Origin of the sequence: Enterobacter cloacae complex sp. FDA-CDC-AR_0132 (assembly GCF_003010695.1) — a bacterium.
Classification (GTDB): Bacteria; Pseudomonadota; Gammaproteobacteria; order Enterobacterales; family Enterobacteriaceae; genus Enterobacter; species Enterobacter ludwigii.
The window spans coordinates 2699761-2726166 of sequence record NZ_CP027618.1 but is presented as its reverse complement, the minus strand read 5'-3'; the positions used below and the strand labels follow the sequence as shown (position 1 = coordinate 2726166).

Genomic DNA, 26406 nt, shown 5'->3' with positions numbered 1-26406 from the left:
AAACCGGTGCGTAATTATCACGGATTTGAACTAACTGGCAAACTGACGGAACAGCGCTTTGCCTTTTAGCAATCGCGTGCCGAGCCAGCCGCCGCACAGCGACAGCAGCACCGCACCGCAGACCGGCAGCGTGAACCACAGTCGCCAGTCAGGCTCCCACGGGAAATCGAAGACGCGGGTCTGCAGCACGGCTAACGCCGTCTCAGCACCCATCGCCGCCACCAGACCCGAGACCAGCCCCAGCAGGGCGAACTCGCTCCACAGCGTGGTGCGCAGCAGTCGCTTACTCGCCCCGAGCGTGCGATAGACCACCAGCTCCTGATGACGCTGCCGCATCCCGACCTGCACCTGGGCCAGCAGCAACAGTACGCCGCAGATCGTCACCAGCACCACCATGACCTCCAGAGCCCGGCTGACCTGCTCCAGCACCTGCCCGACCTGTTTAAGGATCGCGCCAATATCCAGCAGGCTGACCGTCGGAAATTCGCGGTTCAGCCGGGTCAGCATACCGTTGCCGTTTTCCCAGCGGAAACTGGTGAGCCAGCTTTGCGGCTGTCCGTCCAGTGCGCCTGCGGGAAAAATAAAGAAGAAGTTCGGCCGCAGGCTTTCCCAGTCCACCTTACGCAGGCTGGTGACCTTAGCGCTAAAGTCCTGGGTATCGCCGGTAAAGGTCACGCTGTCGCCCAGCCTGACGTTCAGGCGCGTCGCCAGCCCCTCTTCCATCGATACTTCACCCGCTTTTGGTGGCCAGCTGCCGGCAGTAATCGGGTTGTGATCTGGACGTTTCTCCTGCCAGGTCAGGTTCAGTTCGCGGTTAAGCGATTCATCCTTGTTGCCCTCCGTGGACTGGCCGTTGATCTGCGTCAGACGCGCACGGACGATGGGGTAGAACGACTCCGGCACAATCTGGTGTTCCGCCAGGAACGTCTTCAGCGGTGTCACCTGCTCAGGGGCGATATTGATCAGGAAATAGTTCGGGCTTTCCGGCGGAAGCTGCTGTTGCCAGCGATCCAGCAGATCGCCGCGCAGCACCAGCAGCAGTGCCAGCAGCATAAACGACAGCGAAAAGGCAGACAGCTGACTCAGCGTAGACCAGGGCTGGTGCAGCAGACGGTTCACCGCCAGCCGCACGGGAAGCGACTTCACCGTCAGCTTTTTAAGCACATTAAGGAGCACCCAGCCGACCACACCACACAGCAGCGCCAGCACCACCGCCCCGGCCAGTACGGCCCACAGCAGCGTGCTGCCGCCCATCAGCCAGGCCAACAACCCAACCGAAACCGCAACAATGACAGGAAGATAGAACTTCAGCGGCCAGACGTTGGCCACCACGTCACGGCGCAGCACGCGCAGCGGCTGCGTCGCGAGCAACAGCCGGTACGGGCGAAGCCCCACCAGCACCGAGATCACCATCATCGCGCCAATCGCCCACAGCCACGGCCAGAGGCTGGCCGGTGGAAGTGCGGCAGGCAGTACCGGTTTCAGCATGACCATCAGCAGCTTTTCAAACAGCAGCCCCATCGCCCCACCGGTGAGTGCTGACAACACCAGCAGCATCAGCCACTGGCCGACAATCAGCTTACGCAATTGGGCGCTGCCCGCGCCGAGGGTCTTGAGGATCGCCACCAGATCGTATCGGCTGCGGCAGTAGTGCCCCATGGCCACCGCCACCGCCGCCACGGCCAGCAGCAGGGTTAACAGCGCTGAAAGCAGCAGGAACTGCTGAGAACGTTCGAGAGATTTACCAAGCGCCCCTTCGTCCTGCTCCAGTCCGTACCAGCGGTGCTCCGGTTTTAACTGCGGCAGCAGCCATTTTTCATACGCGTCAAGCTGGGCGGGCGTTCCCGCAAACTTATAGCGCCAGGTGACGCGGCTTCCCGGCTGCACGGCATGGGTATTCGCCACATCAGCGGTATTCATCAGCAAGCGCGGGGCAAGCTGGAACGGGTTAAAGCCGGAGTCAGGTTCCTGAACCACCTCCCCGGCGATGCGGAGCGTGGCGTCACCCACGTCAATGCTGTCACCCGTTTTCAGGTTCAGCAGCGCCATTAAACGTGGCGCCAGCAGCACCGTGCCCGGTTTCGGCTTTAACCCAGGCGGGCTGGTCTGCAGTTCACCGTACAGCGGGTAAAGGTCGTCGACGGCTTTGACGCTCGCCAGCTGCGGCGTATCGCCGGCAAAGGTCATGGTCTGAAAGCTCAGCTGTTCCCCCACCTTCAGCCCACGCTTACGCGCCTCCTCAAGCCAGCCCGGCGGGACGGGACGTGAGCTTTGCAGCGCCCTGTCTCCGGCCATAAACTCGCGGCTTTGCTGGCTTAACCCTTTCTCCATGCGATCGCTGACGCTGCCCAACGCCAGCACACAGGCTACCGCCAGGCTTAACGCCATCCAGACAATCAACAGCGTGGGCGAGCGCCATTCGCGCCAGAACCAGCGGGCAATCATGCTTCCTCCTGCAGTTCACCGTTAACCAGCCGCAGGCGACGGTCGCAGCGGGCAGCCAGTTGCGGATCGTGGGTCACCAGAATCAGCGTGGTCCCGTGTTCGCGGTTGAGCGAAAACAGCAGGTCGGCAATTTTATCCCCGGTCTTTCGGTCGAGGTTTCCGGTAGGCTCATCCGCAAACAGCACGTCCGGGCGGCCGTTAAACGCCCGGGCCAGGGCCACACGCTGTTGCTCCCCGCCGGAAAGCTGCGCCGGAAGATGGTCGAGGCGTTTGCCAAGCCCAAGCTGCTCCAGCAATGCCTTCGCGTGGGCGCGGCTTTCACGGCTGTTACCGCCGCGCAGCAGTGCCGGCAGTTCAACGTTTTCCAGCGCATTGAGCGTCGGGATCAGCATGAAGGACTGAAAGACAAACCCGATATGACGTGCACGGAGCGCGGCACGCGCCTCTTCATCAAGCTGATGCAGCGGTTGCCCGACCAGGTTGACCTCTCCACTGCTGCCGTCGTCCAGACCGGCTAAAATGGCCAGGAGCGTGGACTTCCCGGAGCCGGACTCGCCAATCAGCGCAATGGTTTCGGCGCGTTTGACAACGAGTTCAACTCCGGTGAGGATGGAAAGCTCGTGTTCCCCCTGACCGACGGACTTCTTAAGACGATGAACTTCAACAATGTTTTCCGCTGGCATTTGCCCTTCCTGTTTTTAATCCTGATGACCTTCCGCGCGGCGGCAGCGGACACGTTACTGGTTCTCGGTGACAGCCTGAGTGCAGGCTATCGCATGGCGGCCAACGCGGCCTGGCCGGCTCTGCTCAATGACAAATGGCAGAGTAAGACAACGGTTATTAATGGCAGCATCAGCGGTGATACCTCGCAGCAAGGCTTGTCGCGCCTGCCAGCCTTGCTCAAACAGCATCAACCGCGATGGGTGCTGGTTGAGCTGGGCGGTAATGATGGCTTGCGTGGTTTCCAGCCTCAGCAAACGGAACAGACCCTGCGCACGATCCTTAAGGATATTAAGGCCGCGAACGCGCAACCGCTGCTGATGCAAATTCGCCTGCCCGCCAACTATGGACGTCGGTATAATGAAGCCTTTAGCGCGATCTACCCAAAGCTTGCCAACGAGTTTGATATTCCGCTGCTGCCATTTTTTATGGAAGAGGTCTATCTCAAACCCCAGTGGATGCAAGACGATGGGATCCACCCCAATCGCGATGCGCAGCCGTTTATTGCCGACTGGATGGCAACACGGCTGGCCCCTTTAGTTAAACATGACTCCTAATTCAGAGGAGATCCTGACAGGTAAAGTTATGCAAAAATCGGTCTTAATTACAGGATGTTCCAGCGGAATCGGTCTTGAAAGTGCACTCGAATTGAAGCGTCAGGGATATTGGGTACTGGCGGCCTGCCGTAAACCCGACGACGTCGAACGCATGAACGGGCTGGGCTTTACCGGTGTGTTACTGGATTTAGACTCACCGGAAAGCGTGGAACGCGCAGCCGATGAGGTGCTGGCCCTGACCGACAACCGTCTGTACGGCCTTTTTAACAATGCCGGTTACGGCGTGTATGGTCCCCTGGACACGCTCACCCGCGAGCAGCTGGAAAAACAGTTTTCCACCAATTTCTTCGGCGTCCATCAGCTCACCATGCGCCTGCTCCCCGCCATGCTGCCGCACGGTGAAGGACGCATTGTGATGACCTCCTCCGTGATGGGGCTGATTTCAACCCCGGGCCGCGGGGCCTATGCCGCCAGCAAATATGCGCTGGAGGCCTGGTCCGATGCCCTGCGCATGGAGTTGCGTCACAGCGGCATTAAGGTCAGCCTGATCGAGCCGGGCCCTATCCGCACCCGCTTTACGGAAAACGTTAACCAGACCCAGGCGGATAAACCGGTCGAAAACCCCGGTATCGCCGCACGCTTTACGCTCGGGCCGGAAGCAGTCGTCGCTAAAGTGCGCCATGCTTTTGAGAGCGAAAACCCAAAAATGCGCTATCCGGTGACGCTGGTAACCCATGCGGTAGGCTGGTTAAAACGCCTGCTGCCGGGCCGGATGATGGACAAAATTTTACACGGTTGAGTTGAAGCGTCGTCGCTAACCCCCATGTAAATAACAAACCGATAAAAGAGAAGGCCGCATGTCCGTACAGAATATCGTCAATATTACTGAAGCAAACCTGCAACAGACCCTCGAACAGTCCATGACCAAACCGGTGCTGTTCTACTTCTGGTCTGAGCGTAGCCAACACTGTCTGCAGCTGACGCCGGTACTCGAAAGCCTTGCCGCGCAATACAATGGCCAGTTCATTCTCGCCAAACTGGATTGTGACGCTGAGCCTATGGTGGCGTCTCAGTTTGGCCTGCGCGCGATTCCTACCGTCTATCTGTTCCAGAATGGTCAACCTGTTGATGGCTTCCAGGGGCCACAGCCTGAAGAAGCGATCCGCGCCCTGCTGGATAAAGTCCTGCCGCGCGAGGAAGAGCTGAAGGCGCAGGAAGCCATGGGACTGATGCAGGAAGGCAAATACGACGAAGCGCTGCCGCTGCTCAAAGAGGCGTGGCAGCTGTCGAAACAGGACAGCCAGATTGGCCTGCTCCTTGCGGAAACGCAGATTGCCCTGCACCGTTCCGACGATGCGGAAGCTGTGCTGAAGACCATTCCACTGCAGGATCAGGATACCCGTTATCAGGGTCTGGTCGCGCAGATCGATCTGCTGAAACAGGCGGCGGACACGCCGGAGATCCAGCAGCTTCAACAGCAGGTTGCCGATAACCCGACCGATGCCGCGCTGGCAAGCCAGCTGGCGCTGCAGCTGCATCAGGTGGGACGTAACGAAGAAGCGCTGGCACTGCTGTTCAGCCATCTGCAAAACGATCTGGGTGCCGCCGACGGTCAGGCGCGGAAAATGTTCCAGGAGATCCTGGCCGCGCTGGGCACCGGCGATGCGCTGGCGTCGACGTACCGCCGTCAGTTGTACGCCCTGCTCTACTGATGAACAGGCCCGGTGCCGTTTGCGCTCACCGGGCCTGCAAAAGAGGCGGTCACCCCGCCTTTTTCAACTGCGTCACCACCAGCTGATGGCGCGCGTTGTAGAACTTCCGATAGGTTAAATAGCAGGCAATGATGGTCGACAGGCTGGCCGTAGAGAGCAGCATAAAGGTCACCATGATCTGATATTTAATGGCTTTGACCGGATCGATACCGGCAAAAATCAGCCCCGACATCATTCCCGGCAGGCTAACCAGCCCAACCGTTTTTGCGGAATCCACCGTTGGGATCAGCGACGAGCGGATGCTGTCGCGGATCAGTACCGCCGAGGCCATTTTCGGTGTCGCCCCCAGACTTAATTTCTCCTGCAGCTTCTGTTGTTCACTGCTAAATCGCTGGCCGAGATTGTTGTAACACAGTCCTACAGCCACCATAGCGTTCCCCGCAATCATCCCGGAAATAGGGATAACCTGCATCGGCGTAAACTCGATTGAGCCGGACACCACCAGCACCGCCAGCGTCAGCGCCGTCCCGGTTGTAATGGCGATAAACGATGAGACAAACGCCTTATCGATATACTTACTGCGTTTCTGCGCGTTCCACGCCGCGTTAAAGCAGATAAACAGCACCATCAGGAGCGTCAGCACCGCGTGGTTGACGTTAAAAATATACTTCAGCACATAGCCGACAATAATGAGCTGGATAACCGCGCGGCAGATACTCCAGACAATATCTTTCTCCAGGCCCAGCTTTTCCCGGTAGCTCACCACAATAGCGATCAGTACCAGCACCATCGAAAACGCCAGCGACGTATTCGTAATATTATGCTCACCCACGGTTTGCCTCCTGCATTTTCCCGCCCTGCGGCTCAAGCGTAATGACATCATCCGCATGGGTAATTTCGTTTGAATCGTGCGTAACCCACAGCACGGCAATATTCTGCTCGCTTGCGTAACGATGAATAATCTCGTTAACGTTGCGTTTGTTCACCTCATCCAGCGCGCTGGTGATCTCGTCCAGTAACAATATCTTCGGCAAAAACTGCAGATTGCGAATCAGCGAAACACGCTGCTTTTCGCCGCCCGATAATTCATTGATGGATTTAGTCAGCGTCTCTTTCGACAGGCCAAAGCGGGCCAGATCGGTGATAAATTTTTCTGGCTCCGGCGTTTTATGACGGATTTGCCACGGAAAGACCAGGTTGTCATAAACCGTGTCCCCAAACAGCGAAGGGGTTTGCACGCAGTAAGAGACCTGCTGGCGATAGCTTTCTGGCGACAGTGTCGCGATATCCTGCCCTTCAAACAGAATAGCGCCCTCAGTGGGGCTGAGCAGTGAAGCGACAATCTTTAATAACGTGCTTTTACCACAGCCTGACGGCCCTGTTATCAGTTTGAACTCACCCGGGGAAAGACAAAAATCGACATGCTGAAGGATCGTGGTATTTGCCACACGAAAACCGACATCCCTGACCTGCAAGAGCGTATTTTTATTGTTCATCATGCATCCTGTAACCACCTTTATTGCAACCACGCGTAGAATAATCCTTTCACGAACGCAGCGCGAATAGGGTGTGTCGATGGCTGGAGTAAAGGTTTTACCGGTATTCGTCGCGCCCCCTTCTTTACAGGGGCGAATTTCAGCCCGTTAGCCGATATACTGACTTATAACACACACGCAGTTCCCTTCGTCACAGCATGCAAAACAGGAGGTTTTTATGCTTATCGTTATACCTGTCCTTATTTTCGTTGCGCTGGTTATTGTCGGCGCTGGCGTCAAAATTGTCCCACAGGGGTATCAGTGGACCGTTGAACGCTTTGGCCGCTACACCAACACGCTCCAGCCGGGTTTAAGCCTGATTGTCCCTTTCATGGACAGGATTGGACGTAAAATCAATATGATGGAACAGGTGCTGGATATTCCTTCCCAGGAAGTGATCTCCAAGGATAACGCCAACGTCACCATTGATGCGGTCTGTTTTATTCAGGTTATTGATGCGCCAAAAGCGGCCTATGAAGTCAGCAATCTGGAGCTGGCTATCGTAAATCTGACGATGACCAACATTCGTACCGTGCTCGGTTCAATGGAGCTGGACGAGATGCTCTCTCAGCGCGACAGCATTAACACCCGCCTGCTGCACATTGTCGACGAGGCCACCAACCCGTGGGGGATCAAAGTTACCCGTATTGAGATCCGTGACGTGCGCCCACCGGCAGAGCTGATCGCCTCCATGAACGCGCAGATGAAAGCGGAACGGACCAAACGCGCCTACATTCTGGAAGCTGAAGGGGTACGTCAGGCAGAGATCCTGAAAGCCGAAGGGGAAAAACAGTCGCAGATCCTGAAAGCGGAAGGTGAACGCCAGTCTGCCTTCTTACAGGCGGAAGCCCGTGAACGTTCTGCAGAAGCGGAAGCCCGCGCCACCCAGATGGTCTCTGAAGCAATTGCGGCGGGTGATATCCAGGCGGTGAACTACTTCGTTGCGCAAAAATACACTGACGCGCTGAAAGAGATTGGCTCCGCGAACAACAGCAAAGTGGTGATGATGCCGCTGGATGCCAGCAGCCTGATGGGCTCCATCGCCGGGATCACGGAACTTATCAAAGACAGCGGAAACGAGCGCAAAAAATGATTGAGCTAATCGTCGCACATCCTCATGCATTCTGGCTAAGCCTCGGTGGCTTATTGCTGGCCGCGGAGATGCTTGGCGGCAACGGTTACCTGCTCTGGAGCGGTGTTGCCGCTGTCATTACCGGGTTAGTGGTCTGGCTACTGCCCCTGGACTGGGCGTGGCAGGGGGCGTTATTTGCCGTGCTGACGCTGTTGGCCGCCTGGCTGTGGTGGCGCTGGCTTAACCGCCAGGTGGCAGACCAGAAACCGCTCGACGCCCACCTCAATCAGCGCGGGCAGCAGATTGTCGGCAAACGTTTTACGCTCGACACGGCGCTGGTTAACGGGCGCGGACATATGCGCGTGGGCGACAGTTCATGGCCCGTGGTGGCCGACGATGACCTCAGCGCCGGCACGCAGGTTGAGGTCATTGCGGTGGAAGGGATAACCCTGCGGGTTAAAGCCTGTCAGGCATGAGCCTTACGATGACAGCAGCCGGACAGATTATCGATAATCGGGCAGTCGGCGCTGTCATCCCCCGGACAGGATTCCGCCAGCGCCAGAAGCTGCTGACGCATCGCCTGTAACTCGGTAATGTGGCGTTCAATCTCAGCCACTTTCTCAAGCGTTCGTTTTTTCACATCTGCGCTATGGCGTGCCGGATCGTTGAATAAGGTGACCAGCTCGCCGCACTCTTCAAGGTTAAATCCCACCTGCCGCGCCTGGCGCAGCAGCGTCAGTTCATCCAGATGCCGTTGCGTATAACTGCGGTAGCCATTTTCACTGCGCAGCGGCGGTGTCACCAGCCCCTTCTCTTCATAAAAACGGATCGCTTTGCTGGTCAATCCGGTTTTTTTCGCAACATCACTGATATTCACATTTCCCCCTTGACCTTCCCCTTGATGGAAGGTTTAACCTTCATAACAGTTAGCGAAAAGCGTTATGCCGGTCAACATCTGACCAGATCATTATACGGGAGTTTTGTTATGTCTCACACTATTGACCTGACACTGGACGGCCTCTCCTGCGGCCACTGTGTCAAACGCGTTAAAGAAAGTCTGGAACAGCGTCCTGATGTAGACAGCGCTGAAGTGACCCTTGATCACGCCGCCGTCACCGGTAGCGCCAGTGCGGATGCGCTGATTGATACGATCAAACAGGCTGGTTATGGGGCGGAGCTGAGCCACCCAAAGGCTAAACCGCTGGCAGAGTCATCATCCCCGTCGGAAGCACTGACAGCGGCCACTCCTGAGCTTCCGGTAGCTGATGATATTGATGACAGCCAACAGCTGCTGATCAACGGCATGAGCTGCGCCAGCTGCGTCTCCCGGGTACAAAATGCCTTGCAGGCTGTACCGGGTGTCGCGCAGGCACGGGTCAATCTTGCGGAGCGTACTGCGCTGGTGATGGGCAGTGCCTCCGCCGCAGATTTAGTGCAGGCCGTTGAAAAAGCGGGCTACGGCGCAGAGGCCATCGAAGATGACCTCAAACGTCGTGAACGCCAGCAGGAAACGGCCGTCGCCACCATGAAACGCTTCCGCTGGCAGGCCATCGTCGCGCTGCTGGTTGGGGTCCCGGTCATGGTGTGGGGTATGATCGGTGACAATATGATGGTCACCGACGATAACCGCATGCTGTGGCTGGTCATTGGATTGATTACGCTTGCCGTGATGGTCTTCGCAGGCGGTCACTTCTACTCCAGCGCCTGGAAAAGCCTGAAAAATCGCACCGCGACGATGGACACCCTTGTCGCACTCGGCACGGGTGCGGCGTGGCTGTACTCCATGAGCGTCAACGTCTGGCCCCAGTGGTTCCCGATGGAAGCGCGTCATCTCTATTATGAAGCGAGCGCGATGATTATCGGCCTGATTAACCTCGGCCATATGCTTGAAGCGCGCGCCCGTCAGCGCTCCTCCAAAGCGCTGGAACGCCTGCTGGATTTAACCCCACCGACCGCGCGCGTCGTGACGGATGCGGGTGAAAAAAGCGTCCCATTGGCTGAAGTTCAACCCGGCATGACGCTGCGCCTGACCACCGGCGACCGCGTTCCCGTCGACGGTGAAATCACTCAGGGCGAAGCCTGGTTTGACGAAGCGATGCTGACCGGAGAACCCGTCCCGCAACAGAAAGCCCAGGGCGATGCCATTCATGCCGGTACGGTGGTGCAGGACGGTAGCGTGCTTTTCACCGCCAGTGCGGTCGGCAGCCATACTACGCTGTCACGCATTATTCGCATGGTGCGTCAGGCACAGAGCAGTAAGCCGGAAATTGGTCAGCTGGCCGATAAAATCTCCGCCATTTTTGTGCCGGTCGTGGTCGGTATCGCGCTGCTGAGCGCGGCTATCTGGTATGTCTTCGGCCCGGCACCGCAAATTGTTTATACCCTGGTGATTGCCACGACGGTGCTGATCATTGCCTGTCCTTGCGCGCTCGGTCTTGCCACGCCAATGTCGATCATCTCAGGCGTAGGCCGTGCCGCTGAATTTGGCGTGCTGGTACGGGATGCCGATGCGTTGCAGCGGGCGAGCACGCTGGACACGCTGGTGTTTGATAAAACCGGCACGCTGACGGAAGGGAAACCGCAGGTAGTGGCCGTGATAACCGCAGGCATCACGCAGGATGACGCGCTGCGTCTCGCCGCGGCGCTTGAACAAGGCTCCAGCCACCCGCTGGCCCACGCCATTATTGAGAAAGCCGGGAATGCCAGCCTGCCGCAGGTGAGCAATTTCCGCACCCTGCGCGGTTTAGGCGTCAGCGGTACCGCCGAAGGGCACACGCTGCTGCTGGGGAATCAGGCACTGCTGAAGGAGCATGGCGTTGAGACCTCTGCCCTGGAACAAGACCTGAAAGACCAAGCCTCTCAGGGCGCAACCCCGGTTCTGCTTGCCGTTGATGGCAAGGCCGCGGCGCTGCTGGCAATTCGCGATCCGCTACGCCAGGACAGCGTGCAGGCGTTGCATCGCCTGCATCGCGCGGGCTATCGCCTGGTGATGTTGACCGGGGATAATCCTGTGACGGCGAACGCCATCGCCCGGGAAGCTGGGATTGACGAGGTCATTGCCGGGGTGTTACCTGACGGCAAAGCAGATGCCATCAAGACGCTGCAAAGCCAGGGTCGCCAGGTGGCGATGGTCGGTGACGGGATTAACGATGCGCCGGCGCTGGCACAGGCAGAAGTGGGTATTGCGATGGGGGGCGGTAGCGATGTCGCCATTGAGACGGCCGCCATCACCCTGATGCGTCACAGCCTGATGGGCGTTGCGGACGCGCTGGCGATTTCAAAAGCCACCTTGCGCAACATGAAGCAGAACCTGCTGGGTGCCTTCGTCTACAACTCGCTCGGTATCCCGATTGCTGCCGGTATTTTGTGGCCGCTGACCGGCACGCTGCTGAACCCGGTTGTCGCGGGTGCGGCGATGGCGCTCTCGTCCATTACCGTGGTGAGCAACGCAAACCGGTTGTTGCGGTTTAAACCGAAAGATTGAACCTTCTTCTCCTACGCGCTAGCATGAACCTTTCCGTTTATGGAGCGCGTATGAGTCTGTTTAATCGTATAAAAACATCGTTTCGCGCCCTCTTCCCCCGCCGTTATGCCTGGCCCGGCATGGATATCTCGCTTCCCGGCGGGCAGCACCTTCACCTGGTGGGCAGCATCCATATGGGCACGCAGGATATGTCCCCGCTGCCAGCCGGTCTGATGAAACTGCTGAAGAGCGCCGATGCGCTGGTCGTTGAAGCGGATATTTCGGGCCAGACGTCGCCGTTTGCCGGCCTCGAAAGCGATCTCCCCCTGGCTGAACGTCTGAACGACACGCAGTTCGCTGAACTGACGCGCGTCGCAGATGAGACGGGCGTGTCGCTCTCCATGCTGGACACACTGCCGCTGTGGCAAATCGCGATGGTCCTGCAGGCAACTCAGGCGCAGCGTCTGGGGCTACGCGGGGATTACGGTATTGATTACCAGCTGTTGAATGCCGCGAGAGCACGCCATTTGTCAGTCATTGAGCTCGAAGGCACGGACAGCCAGATAGCCCTGCTGCGCCAGCTTCCTGATGATGGGCTGATGCTGCTGGATGATACCCTGACCCACTGGCACACCAACGCGCGTCTGTTGCAAACGATGATCGGCTGGTGGCTGAATGCGCCGCCCACGGACGGTAAACTGGCGCTGCCGTCGACGTTCAGTGAATCGTTGTATGATGTGCTGATGAACGAACGCAACAAAGCCTGGCAGCAGACGTTACATGCGTTGCCTGCGGGGCGTTACGTGGTCGCTGTCGGGGCGTTACATTTGTACGGAGAAGGGAATTTGCCGTCACTGCTGAAATAAAAAAATGGCCAATATTTCTATTGGCCCGTCAAAGAGGAATTTCATCGTTTTTATTATGCCGAAGGAGACCTTCGGTTGAGCCGATTGTCGCTCAAAGTGACCATCACTGCCAATACTATTGCGCAAGATGGTGCTATTTTTTAGACAAACGTCAGGCGTATGCTGTCAGCATGAATTGTCTGTCGTAAGAAGGATAGCTATGACTCCCGCCGTTAAGTTACTCGAAAAAAACAACATTCCCTTTCGGATCCACACCTACGATCACGATCCCAGCGAAACGAATTTTGGTGATGAAGTGGTGCGCAAACTGGGGCTCAACGCCGATCGGGTTTATAAGACGCTGCTGGTGGCGGTGAACGGTGATATGAAACACCTCGCCGTCGCGGTAACGCCCGTTGCCGGGCAACTGGATCTCAAGAAAGTGGCCAAAGCGCTGGGGGCAAAGAAGGTGGATATGGCCGATCCGATGGTTGCGCAACGCACTACCGGCTACCTTGTTGGCGGTATCAGCCCGCTCGGGCAGAAAAAACGCCTGCCGACGCTGATTGATGCCCCTTCGCAGACCTTCGACACCATTTATATTTCCGGCGGCAAACGCGGGCTGGATATTGAACTATCCGCAGGCGATCTGGCGAAAATACTGGACGCGACATTTGCGGATATTGCGCGACGGGATTGAGGAATTGGCCCGGAGGCACTGTGCTTACCGGGCCGACGATTCTCATACAGGCCGGGTCAGGCGTAGCCGCCCCCCGGCACAAAACCGCACTACTGCCAGCTCACCTCGCCTTTCGGCTCGTAGGTATTCACGTCGATCGGTGAATTCTGCTCGATAAACTGCTTCAGCACTTCCGCATCGATAAACCCGGTATTCACATAGCCCGGTTTATTGTCGATATGCGGATAACCGTCACCACCGGTGGCGTTAAAGCTTAATGTTGCCATGCGGTAGGTTTTGGCAGGGTCGACCGGCTCGCCTTTGATTTTGAGGTCGTTGAGCTTGCCGCCCTTTGCCACAAAGCTGACGTTGGCAAACTGCGGATAAGCGCCGGAGTCCGGCTTCATCTGCGCCACGGCGGTGAGATAGTCAATCACCTCTTTACCGCTCATGTCGACATACACCACGATGTTACCGAACGGCTGAACCTTCAGCACATCTTTATAGGTTATGTTTCCGCCTTCGATGGAGTCGCGGATGCCGCCGCCGCTCATCACGCCAAAATCGGCATTTGTGCGCGCCATTTGTGCCGCCAGCACCAGATGCCCCATATTGGTCTGCACAAAGCGAACTTTGCTGCGGTCCCCTTCTAGACGACCATTCAGCGTACCAATCTTCACGTCCAGCTGCGCCTTGCCTTTATTCTGGAAGGGCGTCAGCAGGGAGAGCATCTGCGCGTTCTCAGCAATTTCCGGGGTGTAGAGTACGCGTTCACTCTTCCCGTCAGGGTAAGTCACTTTCTTCTTCAGGTTGACCGGAATGAGCTGATAGTGCACCAGCTTCATCTCGCCGTTACGGAACTCAAAGTCCGCACGCCCCACGTATTTACCCCATTCATGCGCCTGCACAATCCAGATACCGTTCTGACGGTCCGGAGCACACGGCGTGCCTGGCACGTAGTCGACCTGCTTTTTATTCTCTGACGCCATGCAGACCGGGTCTTGTGAATGACCGCCCACAATCATCGCCAGCGAGCCCGCAGGCAGGCTGCGAGCCATCTCCACGTCACCCGGCGCATTCGAGCCGTGCTCACCGTTGTCGTAGTGGCCCATATGGGTGGTGGCAATAATGACATCCGGCTTTTCGTTCTGCTGCAATTCCTGAATGACCAGCTTCGCTTCGTCTGCCGGTTTACGGAATTCGATATCGGTAAAGAACTCAGGGTTGCCGATTTTCGCCGTATCGTCGGTGGTTAACCCGATGACCGCAATTTTCAGATCCTGACGCTTAAACAGCGCCCAGGGTTTGAACAGTCGCTCGCCGGTGCTTTTCTGGTAGATGTTGGCAGAGAGGAACGGAAATTTGGCCCATTTTTCCTGCTGACGCAGCACCGTCAGCGGGTTATCGAATTCATGGTTACCGACGGCCATCGCATCGTAGCCAATAAGATTCATGCCGCGGAAATCAGGCTCCGCATCCTGTAAATCAGATTCCGGCACACCGGTATTGATATCGCCCCCCGACAGCAGCAGTACGCTGCCTCCCTGGGCTGCCACCTCTTTACGAATGCCATCCACCAGCGTTTTTTGTGCCGACAGACCGTATTCGCCGTATTCACTGCGCCAGAAATGGCCGTGGTGATCGTTGGTATGCAGAATGGTGATTTTATAGGTTTTATCTTTTTCATAGGCCTGCACGGGCAGGCTAACCAGACCCCAGGCGGCGATCAGCGCCAGCGCGACGCTCCGCTTCATTAACTTCATCTTCTCTCTCCCTGACCAATAGACAAAGGCAAAAATTACAGTGACTAATAAGAATAGACAAATAAGTTTTCAGAATTGCGACTTTATTCAAATGTCACTGCCGGGTATGTTAGTTGGATAATAATTACACCCTGCATTTCTAATAACAAAAGACGTGGTATTCATCTCTATGGCAATCAGTGAATCAACCCAGCCCGTGTCTGGCGCTCCGGCGTCGCGCACCTCGTTTAAAGTGTTAGGCGCAATCAGTCTTTCACATCTGCTCAACGACATGATCCAGTCGTTGATTCTCGCGATCTACCCGCTGCTGCAGTCCGAGTTTTCGTTAACGTTCGTGCAGATCGGGATGATCACCCTGACCTTCCAGCTGGCCTCCTCACTTCTGCAACCGGTCGTGGGCTACTGGACGGATAAATATCCCATGCCGTGGTCGCTACCGATTGGCATGTGTTTTACCTTGAGCGGGCTGGTGCTGCTGGCAATGGCAGGCAGCTTTGAAGCAGTGCTGATTGCCGCCGCGCTGGTGGGCACGGGGTCGTCGGTCTTTCACCCGGAGTCCTCACGCGTGGCGCGCATGGCCTCCGGGGGGCGTCACGGGCTGGCGCAATCGCTGTTTCAGGTGGGCGGTAACTTTGGCAGCTCCCTCGGCCCACTGCTGGCAGCGGTGATCATCGCTCCGTACGGCAAGGGTAACGTGGCGTGGTTTGTGCTGGCAGCCTTGCTGGCGATTATCGTACTGATTCAGATCAGCCGCTGGTATGCCGCGCAGCATCGCGTGAACAAAGGTAAACCTAAAGCGAAGGTTATCAATCCCCTTCCTCGCGATAAGGTCATTCTGGCCGTCTCCGTGCTTCTGGTGCTGATTTTCTCGAAATACTTCTATATGGCGAGCATCAGCAGCTATTACACCTTTTACCTGATGCAAAAATTCGGATTATCGGTCCAAAACGCCCAGCTTCACCTGTTTGCCTTCCTGTTTGCGGTGGCTGCAGGGACGGTAATCGGCGGGCCTGTGGGCGATAAAATCGGACGCAAATACGTCATTTGGGGCTCTATCCTCGGCGTGGCCCCGTTTACCCTTATTTTGCCGTATGCAAGCCTGGAGTGGACGGGGATTTTGACCGTGATTATTGGGTTTATCCTCGCCTCGGCGTTTTCCGCCATCCTTGTTTACGCGCAGGAGCTGCTGCCAGGCCGTATCGGTATGGTTTCCGGGCTCTTTTTCGGTTTTGCTTTCGGCATGGGCGGCCTTGGTGCAGCAGTGCTGGGCATGATTGCCGACCACACCAGCATCTTCCTGGTCTATAAAATCTGTGCTTTCCTGCCGCTTCTGGGGATGTTGACCATATTCCTGCCTGATAACCGCCATAAAGCGTAATATAACGGTCGCTAAAGTTTTACTTTGGCGACCTGACCCCCTGATGCCATAAGGGTTTCTTCTGCATCCCCCCGCCTAATTTATCAAAATGCGCTTTTTTACACGCATATTGCTGTTTTATTCAAACTTCAACAATTATTCATAAACATAACGGCAAAAATTGTCATAAACTATTACTCGGTTTTTGGTTTTTTAACCAAATGGAACACCCACAACGAAAGGAGACGGAATGCATCACGCCACACCGCTTATCACCACCATTGTTGGTGGACTTGTGCTCGCTTTTATCCTCGGCATGATTGCCAATAAACTGCGTATTTCGCCTCTGGTGGGCTATTTGTTAGCGGGTGTGCTGGCGGGTCCCTTTACGCCAGGTTTCGTGGCGGATACCAAACTGGCGCCCGAACTGGCGGAATTAGGCGTGATTCTGCTGATGTTTGGCGTAGGTCTGCATTTCTCACTGAAGGATCTGATGGCGGTAAAGTCGATCGCCATACCGGGAGCGATCGCACAGATAGCCGTAGCGACGCTGCTGGGAATGGCGCTTTCGACAGTGCTTGGCTGGTCGCTGATGACCGGTATCGTCTTTGGGCTGTGTCTTTCAACCGCCAGTACCGTCGTACTGCTGCGCGCGCTTGAGGAGAGGCAGCTTATCGACAGCCAGCGCGGACAAATCGCGATAGGCTGGCTGATTGTGGAAGACCTGGTGATGGTGCTGACACTGGTGTTGCTGCCTGCCGTCGCCGGTATGATGGAAAAAGAGAGCGTCGGCTTTGCGACATTGGCGCTGGACATGAGCATCACCATCGGGAAAGTGGTGGCGTTTATCACCATTATGATGCTGGTGGGCCGCCGTCTGGTGCCGTGGATCCTGTCCCGCAGCGCGGCCACCGGCTCCCGTGAGTTGTTTACCCTGTCTGTCCTTGCCCTGGCGCTGGGGATTGCCTTCGGTGCCGTTGAACTGTTCGACGTCTCCTTTGCACTGGGCGCGTTCTTCGCCGGGATGGTGCTGAACGAATCCGAGCTGAGCCACCGTGCGGCGCACGATACGCTGCCGCTGCGCGACGCCTTCGCCGTCCTGTTCTTTGTCTCCGTCGGGATGCTGTTTGATCCGATGGTTCTGGTTCAGCAGCCGCTGGCCGTGATGGGCACTCTGGCGATTATTATCTTTGGTAAGTCGGTTGCCGCCTTCTTCCTGGTACGGATGTTTGGCCACTCGCCGCGTACCGCTCTTACCATCGCCGCCAGCCTGGCGCAGATTGGTGAGTTCGCCTTTATTCTGGCAGGCCTGGGTATGGCGCTGAATCTGCTGCCGCAGGCCGGGCAAAACCTGGTCCTCGCCGGAGCGATCCTCTCCATCATGCTGAACCCGGTCCTGTTTGCGTTGCTGGAAAAATACCTCGATAAAACCGAAACGCTGGAAGAGCAGACGCTGGAAGAAGCTATCGAAGAAGAGAAGCAGATCCCGGTGGATATTTGCAATCATGCCCTGCTGGTCGGCTTTGGTCGCGTAGGAAGCCTGCTCGGTGAGAAGCTGATGGCGCAGGGGATCCCGCTGGTGGTGATTGAAACATCACGTACCCGCGTCGACGAGCTGCGCGAGCGCGGCGTTCGCGCGGTGTTGGGCAATGCGGCAAACGAAGAGATCATGAATCTCGCGCATCTGGACTGCGCGCGCTGGTTGCTGCTGACCATTCCAAACGGCTATGAAGCGGGTGAAATTGTGGCGTCCGCACGTGAGAAGTGCCCGAATATTGAGATCATTGCCCGCGCCCATTATGACGATGAGGTGGAGTACATTACCGAACGTGGTGCGGATCAGGTGGTGATGGGTGAACGCGAAATTGCAAAAGCGATGCTGACGCTGTTAACGAAACCGCCGGTTGACGAGGTGGTGACGGGGTAAGTGTGCCTCCTGCAGCCCCTGACTGACCCTCTCCCACCGGGAGAGAGTACAAACACGAATACGGCAACCGCAAGGTTGCCGTTTTGCCTTTACCGGTCCCAGTAGGCTTCTTCGAGGCTATCTTCCCTTTCCGGCAGACCGCGGGTTAAGCGCGGCGAGTGCTGGTTCAGCACCTGATAACTCACGCGGTTCGCGTACTTACACACCTGCGCCAGCGACGAATAGGTCAGCCAGTTGAATTTGTGCTTGCTGGAATTCGGGACGTTGGTTTTATGGTAGGCATTCGCAGTGATGTCATGCAGCAGCGCCGCCAGTGCGCCATCTCCCGCGCCATTGGTGTTCATGATCTTTTCTGGCCCGCCCATATACGGCGCGATGTGGGAGTAAATACGCAGCGGGTTTTCGCAATCTTTATGGCGAATCGCGCGGCTGAACTCGTACTGGTTAAACTCGGCAATGGCGCCAGGCAGCAGTGGATGCTGCGTTTTGCGTTTGCTCTCTTCTTCCGTGAAGCCTGCCATATACAGCCCTACCGGTCCGGCAGTGCAGAGCACCAGGTCGACCCAGTCGAGCGCTTTATCGGAGGCCAGCAGCGGATCGCTCTCGCCGGTCAACGCTTCAGCCTCTTCTTCGTTCATCGCCAGAATCGAGACGTGTTCCTTCAGGAAGGCCTGCCACCACTCGGGGTTGTCGGCTATCACGAATTTGGTACCCAGCGTCAGAACGACCGGCACATTGTATTTCTTCGCGTACTCAATCGCTTTCATGGTGGCTTCCGGCATCGGCTCACCGGGTTTACAGCGCACCAGATACGACGTCAGCACCAGTGCAGACGCGCCCGCAATCACCGCTTCCGGAATGCTCTCTGCACGTAGCTTATTCATGTGGCCGGGGCTGATGGCAAAGGTACGTTCGCCGGAATCGCTGATCAGCGTGAAGCAGCGGCCAATCGGCCCGTCAACGCCCTGAAGGTAGTTCAGATCGGTGCGGCTGGAGGTATTGCACAGGTAACGGTAGGCGTAGCCACCAATTTCGATGTTGCTGCACATGACGCCCAATAACACAGAGCGGTCGTCGGCAAGCACCGAGTAGTTGTGCATGGTGTTGCCGATAGTGCCACCGGCAAACTGATGGGTGATCAGGTTTTCACGCGTCAGCTCCTGATACAGGGCTTCGGCAACATCGTCCTCAATCACCAGCGAGTGACCGGCGCTCAGACCGTAACGAGCGACAAACGCATCATCCACTTTAGCTTCAATGTCCACCAGCGTCTGATCGATACCGACGACCCATGCGGCGCTGGTTTCATTTTCCGGCTGGATTTGCTGCAGGAGCGGATCGCGGGCATCAACGGGAAAGTAGTGTTTAGATTTGCGTTTACCGGGAAATTTCATGGGTCTGAACTGTGCAAGGATTGTGGGCCGGGAATGGTAGCACAAACCCGGCCCATAGTGCGATCAGCGGCTGTTTGTCACCAGCGACACCATCATCTCGATATGCTCAGGCGAGTCGTTAAGGGCCGGAATGTATTCGTATTTCGTTCCGCCCGCCTCGAGGAAGAACTCTCTGTTCTGCACGGCAATCTCTTCCAGCGTTTCCAGACAGTCGGCGGAGAAACCGGGTGACATCACCTGAATATGTTTCACGCCCTTCTCACCGAGCATTTTGAGGGTTTCGTCGGTATAAGGCGTTAACCACGGCTCGCGGCCAAAACGCGACTGGAAGGTCATCATCACTTTCTCTGGCGGCAGGCCGAGGGCAGAGACCAGCTCACGGGTGGTGTCGCGGCAGCGCTGCGGGTAATCATCCCCTTCATTGGCGAAGCGCTGCGGGATCCCGTGATAGGAGAGCAACAGCAGATCCGGCTCGCCATGTTTTTCAAACGACGCGCGCGCGCTACTGGCAAGCGCTTTAATATAGCGTTCGTTATCGGCGTAATCGCGAATAAAGGTCACGCCAGGAATACGGCGGCGGGTCGCCAGAATACGAGCCAGCTCATCCCAGACGGCGGCAACCGTCGAGCAGGAATACTGCGGATAAAGGGCGAGCACCACAATGTGGTCGACGCCCTGCGCCAGCAGTGAGTCGACCGCGCTTTCCAGTGACGGTTTACCGTAGCTCATGCCCAGCGCGACGGGCATATCCGGCAGACGGGCAGCCAGCGCTTTTTCCTGCCGACGGCTATACACCATCAGCGGTGAGCCCTCTTCCATCCAGACGGACTGATAAAGCTTTGCTACACGTGGGGCACGAATCGGCAGAATGACGCCACGCAGCAGCGGCCACCACAACAGTCTTGGGGTATCCACGACGCGCGTGTCGCTTAAAAATTGTCGCAGGTAGCGTTTTACCGCTTCTGATGTCGGTGCATCTGGTGTACCCAGATTGGCAAGCAGGATGCCGGTTTTCGCCTGACTCATTCACGCCTCTTAACCATTTGAATGGTTTTCAATTGTAGCGGAAAAGCGTTTAAACGAAACCCATTGCTGCAATAGGTAAGATGAGAATTTTTCTCACCCGGAGAGCCCGGGTGAGAGAGGTGCAATTAGCCGAGGATTTTTTCCAGCTCTGCACGAACGTCAGCAACGGCTTTGGTGCCGTCAACTTTCGCGTATTTGGTGTTACCCGCCTGCGCTTCTTTGGTGTAATAACCGATCAGCGGAGCGGTCATCTGATGGTATTCCACCAGACGTTTACGCACGGTCTCTTCCTGATCGTCTTTACGGGTGGTCAGCTCTTCACCGGTAACGTCATCTTTACCTTCAACCTTAGGCGGGTTGAATTTGATGTGGTAAACGCGGCCAGATGCAGCGTGTACGCGACGACCAACAATACGGTCAACGATCAGCTCGTCCGGCACGTCGAACTCGAGCACGTAGTCCACGTTGATGCCCGCTTCTTTCATGGCATCAGCCTGAGGAATGGTGCGTGGGAAGCCGTCCAGCAGGAAACCGTTACGGCAGTCTTCCTGAGCAATGCGCTCTTTGACCAGAGCGATAACCAGCTCGTCGGTCACCAGCTTGCCTGCGTCCATGATGTCTTTCGCTTGTTTACCCAGCTCGGAGCCAGATTTAACAGCGGCGCGCAGCATATCACCGGTGGAGATTTGCGGAATACCGTATTTCTCCATGATGAACTGAGCCTGAGTTCCTTTACCCGCGCCCGGAGCGCCAAGCAGAATAATACGCATTGCGAAAATCCCCTCAAAAGTCGATTCAATTTTTCAAAAGCGCTAAACAATACCACCAGAACGGATATGGCTCAAGGAAGGCAGGCGGGCTGAAACGGTTAATGAAGGGAGATTAACGGGAAGGAGCGGTCTGGTGCCCTCCCCCGGTCCTCTCCCATAGGAGAGGGAGAAGACCAGGGGGAGGCGGGTCAATTACGCCAGCAGCAGCGCATTCACACGTTTAATGAACAGGTTAGGATCTTCCAGCGTGCCGCGCTCGGCCAGCAGAGACTGATCCAGCAGGAGCTCAACCCACTCGGCAAAGCGTGCTTCGTCCTGCGTATCCGCCGCGCGTTTCACCAGCGGATGATCCGGGTTCAGCTCGAAGATATATTTCACTTCTGGCATCGCCTGGCCCGCCGCAGCGAACAGTTTCGCCATCTGGGTGCTCATTTCATCCGCATCCGTGGTGACAATGGCCGGGGTATCGGTCAGACGGTGAGTGAAACGCACCTCTTTCACGCGATCGCCCAGCAGCGTTTTCACGCGCTCAACGAAAGGCTCCAGCGCCTTCTCCGCTTCTTTCGCGCTTTCGTCCACTTCATCGGCCAGTTTATCGATCGACTCATCGGCTTTGGCGACGGACTGGAACGCCTTACCGTCGAACTCGGTCAGGTAGTTCATCATCCATTCGTCGATGCGGTCAGAGAGCAGCAGTACTTCGATGCCTTTCTTACGCAGCAGCTCGAGGTGTGGGCTGCTCTTCGCCGCGGCGTAGCTGTCGGCGGTGATGTAGTAGATCTTCTCCTGCCCTTCTTTCATGCGGGAGACGTACTCTTCCAGCGACACGGTCTGCGCAGAGGAGTCGGTGTGAGTGGAAGCGAAACGCAGCAGTTTAGCAATGGCTTCTACGTTGGATGTATCTTCCGCAGGGCCCTCTTTCAGCACCAGACCGAACTGTTTCCAGAAGGTCTGGTATTTTTCTGCATCGTCTTTCGCCAGTTTTTCCAGCATCTGCAGCGCACGTTTGGTCAGTGCATTACGCAGGTTGCGGGTGACGGTGCTGTCCTGCAGAATTTCACGGGAGACGTTCAGCGGCAGATCGTTGGAGTCAATGAGACCACGCACAAAGCGCAGGTAGTTCGGCATGAACTGCTCGGCGTCATCCATGATAAACACGCGCTGGACGTACAGCTTCAGACCGTGCTTGTGATCGCGGTTCCACATATCCCACGGCGCCTGAGACGGGATATACAGCAGGCTGGTGTACTCCTGCTTACCTTCCACACGGTTGTGGCTCCAGGTGAGCGGATCGGTAAAGTCGTGGGCGATGTGTTTGTAGAATTCGTTGTATTCGTCGTCTTTAATTTCAGACTTATTGCGCGTCCACAGCGCCTGCGCCTTGTTGATTTTCTCCCAGGACACCACGGTTTCACCGTCTTTCTCTTCCTGTTTTTCAATCTCAACCGGCAGGGCAATATGGTCGGAGTATTTGCTGATGATGGAGCGCACGCGCCAGTCATTCAGGAAATCGTCTTCGCCTTCACGCAGGTGAAGGGTGATTTCGGTACCGCGGTCCGCTTTGGTGATGTCATCAACGGTGTATTCGCCTTCGCCTTTAGATTCCCAGAAGACGCCGTGATCCGCACTGTCGCCTGCTGCACGGGTACGTACGGTAACTTTGTCCGCAACGATGAACGCCGAGTAGAAGCCCACACCGAACTGGCCGATCAGCTGGCTGTCTTTCGCCTGATCGGAGCCCATTGATTCGAGGAACGCTTTGGTACCGGATTTAGCAATGGTCCCGAGATGGTCGATGACCTCGTCGCGGTTCATACCAATGCCGTTATCGGCGATAGTCAGGGTACGGTTCTCTTTATCAAAAGAGACGCGCACGCGCAGCTCTCCGTCGCCTTCGTACAGATCCGGGTTAGACAGGGCGCGGAAGCGCAGCTTGTCCGCCGCATCGGAGGCGTTGGAAATCAGCTCACGCAGGAAGATTTCTTTGTTGGAATACAGGGAATGGATCATCAGGTGCAGAAGCTGTTTTACTTCTGACTGGAAACCACGGGTTTCTTGTCCTTTCATCTATGTCGACCTCAACAATGCCATTTAATGGGGTTTTAAAACGTTGAGGGAGAGATGGGGATAAGAGGGGAGAATTTCAAGCGGAGGCCGCGATTGCAGCCTCCGTTTGGTCAGAAAATAATCTTGTGACGTCCAGCCAGAGAGTGGGACAGCGTGGTGCCGTCCACCATCTCCAGCTCACCGCCCACTGGCACGCCGTGAGCGATGCGGCTGGCGTCAACGCCATACTGTGCGCACAATTCGGCGATGTAGTTAGCCGTAGCTTCCCCTTCCACCGTTGGGTTGGTGGCGAGGATCACCTCTTTGATCGTTTCGGACTCAAGACGCTGTTCAAGGCGATCGAGACCGATATCGTCCGGGCCAATACCGTCCAGTGGGGAGAGATGCCCCATCAGCACAAAATAGCGGCCAGAAAACTGCCCGGTCTGTTCGATGGCGTAGATGTCCGCCGGACTCTCCACCACGCAAATCTGACCATTTTCCTGACGACGCGGATTAGTGCAGATGTTACACACGTCCTGCTCGGTAAAGGTACGGCAATCCGCACAGTGACCAATTTCTGACATGGCACGGGTCAAAGCCTGCGCCAGGCGCATCCCGCCGCTGCGGTCGCGCTGCAATAGCGTAAACGCCATGCGCTGCGCCGACTTCGGGCCGACACCCGGCAGACAGCGCAGTGCTTCCATTAACTGCGTGAGCAGCGGACTGGTTTGCATCAGAATGGCATCTTGAAGCCAGGCGGCAGTTGCATACCGCTGGAAACAGAGGCCATTTTCTCTTTCTGAGTTTCATCGATACGGCGCGCAGCATCGTTAAACGCGGCTGCAACCAGATCTTCCAGCATGTCTTTGTCGTCTTCGAGCAGGCTTGGGTCGATTTCAACGCGACGGCAGTTATGCGCACCGTTGATGGTCACCTTGACCAGACCGGCACCGGATTCACCCGTGACTTCCAGCTGAGCGATCTCTTCCTGCATCTTCTGCATTTTTTCCTGCATCTGCTGAGCCTGCTTCATCAGGCCACCCAGACCGCCTTTTCCACCAAACATAGGCTTCTCTCTTCTTTCACGTTTAAGGATTACAACCGTAAGTCAGACTCACGATCAAATGGGGCGAATACTCTCTTCATCCAGATCGGCGTCGAAGAACCGGCGCAGAGTCTGGATATTGTTATCCGCGATAATCGACTCGCGCGCTTGCGCGAGCTTCTCTTCATAAATCGCCTGACGCCATTCCAGTGGCGTTCGCACCGCCGGATTATCATCTTCAATGATAGTCAATTCAACCGGTGCACCGTGTAATGCGGTGAGCGCCTCGGCCAGCGCTTTTTGCGCGCCAGGGGAATTCAGGTGCCGCTGACCCGGTCGCAGGTGTAAACGTACCTGATGACCGTCCTGCTCTTTCCAGGCATTCAGCGCGACCTGCTCAACCAACTTCGGCAACTGCAGTTTACTGACCTCTGCGGCCCACGCGTCACGCTCAATAGACTCTTCGGCAAGTTTCGCGGAAAGCTCAGGTGTTTTTTCATGCTCCAGCGCCTTTTTTAGCGCTTTCGGTGTGGCAACTTCTTCTTTCACCTCTTCAACGAGGGTTGTTGCCTTCCAGCGGTAAGCCTCTTCTTTCACCGGGGCTTTTTGCTCGAGCGCGGACGGTGCAGGGCGCGACTGAACGCGCTCCGTAACCGAAGCCAGTCGTTCAAGCGCGGCGTTGTTCACCGGCCGCGCTCTTCCTGGCGCTGCCGGTTCACTCTTTTTTGGTTTGGTTGCTCCCTGAGCACGTTGCAACTGACTTCGTGCGGCAAGCACCGAACTGGTGGCCTCCGGCAGCGGTACGTTCTGCTGCGGGGGAGCCGTCGGCTGCGGTGGCACCTGCTGAGGCGACATCACCGCAGTGGGGGCGACCGGAGCAAAAGACTGTCGGGGCACTTCCGGCTCCGGCAGAGGCATGCGCGGATGGAACGCCAGCGCACGCAGCAGGGTCATTTCAACGCCCATCCGGGGATCCGGCGCAAACGGCAGCTCTTTGCGGCCAATCAGCAGCGTCTGGTAATAAAGCTGCACGTCAGCCGGTGGGACGGTGCGCGCAAGTTCACGCATCCGGTGTTCAATAACCGCCATATCGGCACCGATGGCGGACGGAGAAAGCTGCAGCATCGCCACGCGGTGCAGCAGACTCAGCATCTCAACCAGCAGCGCTTCCCATTCAATGCCCCGGGCAGCCGCGGCGTTCACCAGCGACATGACGCGTTCACCGTTGGCGGCGATCATCGCTTCGATGAGAGAGAGCGCCTGATCGTCATCCAGCGTGCCGAGCATGGTGCTGACCGCGTCGGTCGAGAGTTTACCGTCACCGCTGGCAATCGCCTGGTCGGTGAGACTTAAGGCATCACGAAGGCTGCCGTCTGCCGCGCGGGCCAGCAGCTGCAGGGCGCGCGGTTCGTGGACAATCTTCTCTTCATCAAGAATATGTTCAAGCTGAGCGCGGATCTGCTCGACGTCCAGCGCCTTCAGATGGAACTGCAGGCAACGCGACAAAATAGTGACCGGCAGCTTTTGCGGATCGGTGGTCGCCAGCAGGAATTTCACATGCGCGGGCGGCTCTTCCAGCGTTTTCAGCAGGGCGTTGAAGCTGTGGCGTGACAGCATGTGCACTTCATCGATCAGGTAGACCTTGAAGCGGCCACGCGCCGGCGCGTACTGCACGTTGTCGAGCAGATCGCGGGTATCTTCCACTTTCGTGCGCGAGGCGGCGTCGATCTCAATCAGATCGACAAAGCGCCCCTGCTCAATTTCACGGCAGTTGTCACACACGCCGCACGGCGTGGCGGTGATCCCGGTTTCGCAGTTGAGACCTTTTGCCAGCAAACGGGCAATAGAGGTCTTACCGACGCCGCGGGTGCCGGAGAAAAGATAAGCGTGATGGATGCGACCTAGCGACAAGCCGTTCGCCAGGGCCGTCAGCACATGCTCCTGACCGACAACGTCAGCAAAGGTTTGTGGTCGCCATTTACGGGCTAACACCTGATAACTCATGGGCAGGCTCTGCAACGCTGGAAGGTGAATTTATGGAGGGGAA

At 56.8% G+C, this 26406-nt stretch carries 23 protein-coding genes and 1 other annotated feature; of the genes, 10 read left to right on the top strand and 13 right to left on the bottom strand.

Translation table 11 applies throughout. The features are described 5' to 3' along the window. Positions 1-30: 30 nt before the first annotated feature. Together ybbP and ybbA are read right to left on the bottom strand one after the other, a co-directional pair. On the bottom strand, positions 31-2445 hold the full coding sequence (ybbP, locus tag AM379_RS13150; protein WP_068795146.1) for a putative ABC transporter permease subunit YbbP: 2415 nt from the start codon (positions 2443-2445) through the stop codon (positions 31-33). After that, complete coding sequence (gene ybbA, locus AM379_RS13145) at positions 2442-3128, bottom strand: putative ABC transporter ATP-binding protein YbbA (protein ID WP_014168931.1); 687 nt, start codon at positions 3126-3128, stop codon at positions 2442-2444. The genes ybbP and ybbA overlap by 4 nt, the downstream gene beginning before the upstream one ends. On the opposite strand from ybbA, the gene tesA reads away from it, so the two are divergent. From tesA to AM379_RS13130, 3 genes are read left to right on the top strand one after another with little or no spacing between them, the layout of a single operon-like run. Next, positions 3099-3722, top strand: coding sequence for a multifunctional acyl-CoA thioesterase I/protease I/lysophospholipase L1 (gene tesA / locus AM379_RS13140; RefSeq protein WP_025206538.1), 624 nt, complete (start codon positions 3099-3101; stop codon positions 3720-3722). The genes ybbA and tesA overlap by 30 nt on opposite strands. Next, on the top strand, positions 3712-4521 hold the full coding sequence (locus tag AM379_RS13135; protein ID WP_106503777.1) for an SDR family oxidoreductase: 810 nt from the start codon (positions 3712-3714) through the stop codon (positions 4519-4521). The genes tesA and AM379_RS13135 overlap by 11 nt, the downstream gene beginning before the upstream one ends. Positions 4522-4579: 58 nt before the next feature. Beyond that, positions 4580-5434, top strand: a complete 855-nt coding sequence (locus AM379_RS13130) for a co-chaperone YbbN (protein ID WP_025204830.1) — start codon at positions 4580-4582, stop codon at positions 5432-5434. Between the two features lie 49 nt (positions 5435-5483). On the opposite strand, the gene fetB is transcribed toward AM379_RS13130, so the two are convergent. Then, on the bottom strand, positions 5484-6266 hold the full coding sequence (fetB, locus tag AM379_RS13125; RefSeq protein ID WP_025204831.1) for an iron efflux ABC transporter permease subunit FetB: 783 nt from the start codon (positions 6264-6266) through the stop codon (positions 5484-5486). Beyond that, positions 6259-6930 carry an iron efflux ABC transporter ATP-binding subunit FetA gene (gene fetA / locus AM379_RS13120; RefSeq protein WP_041162451.1) on the bottom strand — a complete coding sequence of 224 codons (672 nt, stop codon included), beginning with the start codon at positions 6928-6930 and terminating at the stop codon, positions 6259-6261. The genes fetB and fetA overlap by 8 nt, the downstream gene beginning before the upstream one ends. Before the next feature lie 217 nt (positions 6931-7147). On the opposite strand from fetA, the gene AM379_RS13115 reads away from it, so the two are divergent. Together AM379_RS13115 and AM379_RS13110 are read left to right on the top strand one after the other, a co-directional pair. Next, positions 7148-8062 (top strand): SPFH domain-containing protein, encoded by a 915-nt coding sequence (locus AM379_RS13115; RefSeq protein WP_014168925.1) that lies wholly within the window; start codon positions 7148-7150, stop codon positions 8060-8062. After that, the gene (locus AM379_RS13110; protein ID WP_047356125.1) at positions 8059-8517 is read left to right on the top strand and encodes an NfeD family protein; all 459 of its coding nucleotides are present in this window, start codon (positions 8059-8061) and stop codon (positions 8515-8517) included. The genes AM379_RS13115 and AM379_RS13110 overlap by 4 nt, the downstream gene beginning before the upstream one ends. Here the strand turns inward: AM379_RS13110 and cueR are convergent. Further along, on the bottom strand, positions 8508-8918 hold the full coding sequence (gene cueR / locus AM379_RS13105) for a Cu(I)-responsive transcriptional regulator (protein WP_040016804.1): 411 nt from the start codon (positions 8916-8918) through the stop codon (positions 8508-8510). The genes AM379_RS13110 and cueR overlap by 10 nt on opposite strands. 108 nt (positions 8919-9026) lie before the next feature. Here cueR and copA point away from each other — a divergent pair, with 108 nt between their 5' ends. The 3 genes from copA (at position 9027) to ybaK (ending at position 13049) form a co-directional block, all read left to right on the top strand. Continuing rightward, entirely contained in the window at positions 9027-11525 is a 2499-nt protein-coding gene (gene copA / locus AM379_RS13100; RefSeq protein ID WP_106503776.1) for a copper-exporting P-type ATPase CopA, read from the top strand. A 50-nt stretch (positions 11526-11575) separates the two neighbouring features. Further along, complete coding sequence (locus tag AM379_RS13095) at positions 11576-12370, top strand: TraB/GumN family protein (protein ID WP_025204835.1); 795 nt, start codon at positions 11576-11578, stop codon at positions 12368-12370. A 199-nt stretch (positions 12371-12569) separates the two neighbouring features. Continuing rightward, positions 12570-13049, top strand: coding sequence for a Cys-tRNA(Pro)/Cys-tRNA(Cys) deacylase YbaK (gene ybaK, locus AM379_RS13090; protein WP_020885175.1), 480 nt, complete (start codon positions 12570-12572; stop codon positions 13047-13049). 89 nt (positions 13050-13138) lie between these two features. Here ybaK and ushA read toward each other — a convergent pair whose 3' ends face one another. After that, positions 13139-14791 (bottom strand): bifunctional UDP-sugar hydrolase/5'-nucleotidase UshA, encoded by a 1653-nt coding sequence (gene ushA, locus AM379_RS13085; protein ID WP_025204836.1) that lies wholly within the window; start codon positions 14789-14791, stop codon positions 13139-13141. A 169-nt stretch (positions 14792-14960) separates the two neighbouring features. Between ushA and AM379_RS13080 the strand changes: the two genes are divergently transcribed. Continuing rightward, complete coding sequence (locus AM379_RS13080) at positions 14961-16169, top strand: MFS transporter (protein ID WP_032677549.1); 1209 nt, start codon at positions 14961-14963, stop codon at positions 16167-16169. Between the two features lie 229 nt (positions 16170-16398). Then, complete coding sequence (gene ybaL, locus AM379_RS13075) at positions 16399-18075, top strand: YbaL family putative K(+) efflux transporter (protein WP_014168917.1); 1677 nt, start codon at positions 16399-16401, stop codon at positions 18073-18075. 89 nt (positions 18076-18164) lie between these two features. Here the strand turns inward: ybaL and AM379_RS13070 are convergent, their stop codons facing one another. From AM379_RS13070 to dnaX, 7 genes are all read right to left on the bottom strand, one after another. Further along, on the bottom strand, positions 18165-19469 hold the full coding sequence (locus AM379_RS13070; protein WP_020885178.1) for an inosine/guanosine kinase: 1305 nt from the start codon (positions 19467-19469) through the stop codon (positions 18165-18167). Positions 19470-19532: 63 nt separating this feature from the next. Next, positions 19533-20495: a ferrochelatase gene (gene hemH / locus AM379_RS13065; RefSeq protein ID WP_025204839.1), complete on the bottom strand. Its 963-nt coding sequence runs from the start codon at positions 20493-20495 to the stop codon at positions 19533-19535. A gap of 125 nt (positions 20496-20620) precedes the next feature. Then, positions 20621-21265, bottom strand: coding sequence for an adenylate kinase (gene adk, locus AM379_RS13060; RefSeq protein ID WP_006809841.1), 645 nt, complete (start codon positions 21263-21265; stop codon positions 20621-20623). Between the two features lie 192 nt (positions 21266-21457). Then, entirely contained in the window at positions 21458-23332 is a 1875-nt protein-coding gene (htpG, locus tag AM379_RS13055) for a molecular chaperone HtpG (RefSeq protein ID WP_014168914.1), read from the bottom strand. A gap of 110 nt (positions 23333-23442) precedes the next feature. Further along, complete coding sequence (gene recR / locus AM379_RS13050; RefSeq protein ID WP_006809843.1) at positions 23443-24048, bottom strand: recombination mediator RecR; 606 nt, start codon at positions 24046-24048, stop codon at positions 23443-23445. Then, positions 24048-24380 (bottom strand): YbaB/EbfC family nucleoid-associated protein, encoded by a 333-nt coding sequence (locus tag AM379_RS13045; protein WP_010428194.1) that lies wholly within the window; start codon positions 24378-24380, stop codon positions 24048-24050. Before AM379_RS13045 ends, recR begins: the two co-directional genes overlap by 1 nt. Positions 24381-24434: 54 nt before the next feature. Then, the gene (gene dnaX / locus AM379_RS13040) at positions 24435-26363 is read right to left on the bottom strand and encodes a DNA polymerase III subunit gamma/tau (protein WP_020885181.1); all 1929 of its coding nucleotides are present in this window, start codon (positions 26361-26363) and stop codon (positions 24435-24437) included. Continuing rightward, positions 25041-25105, bottom strand: a sequence feature (DnaX frameshifting element). (Overlaps the previous gene by 65 nt.) Positions 26364-26406 lie beyond the last annotated feature (43 nt).

Bases quoted from the DNA above. Each gene is read 5' to 3' on its own strand.
- hemH (WP_025204839.1), bottom strand. From the start codon at position 20,495: ATGAGTCAGGCGAAAACCGGCATCCTGCTTGCCAATCTGGGTACACCA.
- dnaX (WP_020885181.1), bottom strand. From the start codon at position 26,363: ATGAGTTATCAGGTGTTAGCCCGTAAATGGCGACCACAAACCTTTGCT.
- recR (WP_006809843.1), bottom strand. From the start codon at position 24,048: ATGCAAACCAGTCCGCTGCTCACGCAGTTAATGGAAGCACTGCGCTGT.
- copA (WP_106503776.1), top strand. From the start codon at position 9,027: ATGTCTCACACTATTGACCTGACACTGGACGGCCTCTCCTGCGGCCAC.
- AM379_RS13130 (WP_025204830.1), top strand. From the start codon at position 4,580: ATGTCCGTACAGAATATCGTCAATATTACTGAAGCAAACCTGCAACAG.
- fetA (WP_041162451.1), bottom strand. From the start codon at position 6,930: ATGAACAATAAAAATACGCTCTTGCAGGTCAGGGATGTCGGTTTTCGT.
- ushA (WP_025204836.1), bottom strand. From the start codon at position 14,791: ATGAAGTTAATGAAGCGGAGCGTCGCGCTGGCGCTGATCGCCGCCTGG.
- AM379_RS13110 (WP_047356125.1), top strand. From the start codon at position 8,059: ATGATTGAGCTAATCGTCGCACATCCTCATGCATTCTGGCTAAGCCTC.
- ybaL (WP_014168917.1), top strand. From the start codon at position 16,399: ATGCATCACGCCACACCGCTTATCACCACCATTGTTGGTGGACTTGTG.
- ybbA (WP_014168931.1), bottom strand. From the start codon at position 3,128: ATGCCAGCGGAAAACATTGTTGAAGTTCATCGTCTTAAGAAGTCCGTC.
- tesA (WP_025206538.1), top strand. From the start codon at position 3,099: ATGAACTTCAACAATGTTTTCCGCTGGCATTTGCCCTTCCTGTTTTTA.
- AM379_RS13115 (WP_014168925.1), top strand. From the start codon at position 7,148: ATGCTTATCGTTATACCTGTCCTTATTTTCGTTGCGCTGGTTATTGTC.
- AM379_RS13045 (WP_010428194.1), bottom strand. From the start codon at position 24,380: ATGTTTGGTGGAAAAGGCGGTCTGGGTGGCCTGATGAAGCAGGCTCAG.
- AM379_RS13080 (WP_032677549.1), top strand. From the start codon at position 14,961: ATGGCAATCAGTGAATCAACCCAGCCCGTGTCTGGCGCTCCGGCGTCG.
- adk (WP_006809841.1), bottom strand. From the start codon at position 21,265: ATGCGTATTATTCTGCTTGGCGCTCCGGGCGCGGGTAAAGGAACTCAG.
- AM379_RS13135 (WP_106503777.1), top strand. From the start codon at position 3,712: ATGACTCCTAATTCAGAGGAGATCCTGACAGGTAAAGTTATGCAAAAA.
- AM379_RS13095 (WP_025204835.1), top strand. From the start codon at position 11,576: ATGAGTCTGTTTAATCGTATAAAAACATCGTTTCGCGCCCTCTTCCCC.
- AM379_RS13070 (WP_020885178.1), bottom strand. From the start codon at position 19,469: ATGAAATTTCCCGGTAAACGCAAATCTAAACACTACTTTCCCGTTGAT.
- ybaK (WP_020885175.1), top strand. From the start codon at position 12,570: ATGACTCCCGCCGTTAAGTTACTCGAAAAAAACAACATTCCCTTTCGG.
- ybbP (WP_068795146.1), bottom strand. From the start codon at position 2,445: ATGATTGCCCGCTGGTTCTGGCGCGAATGGCGCTCGCCCACGCTGTTG.
- htpG (WP_014168914.1), bottom strand. From the start codon at position 23,332: ATGAAAGGACAAGAAACCCGTGGTTTCCAGTCAGAAGTAAAACAGCTT.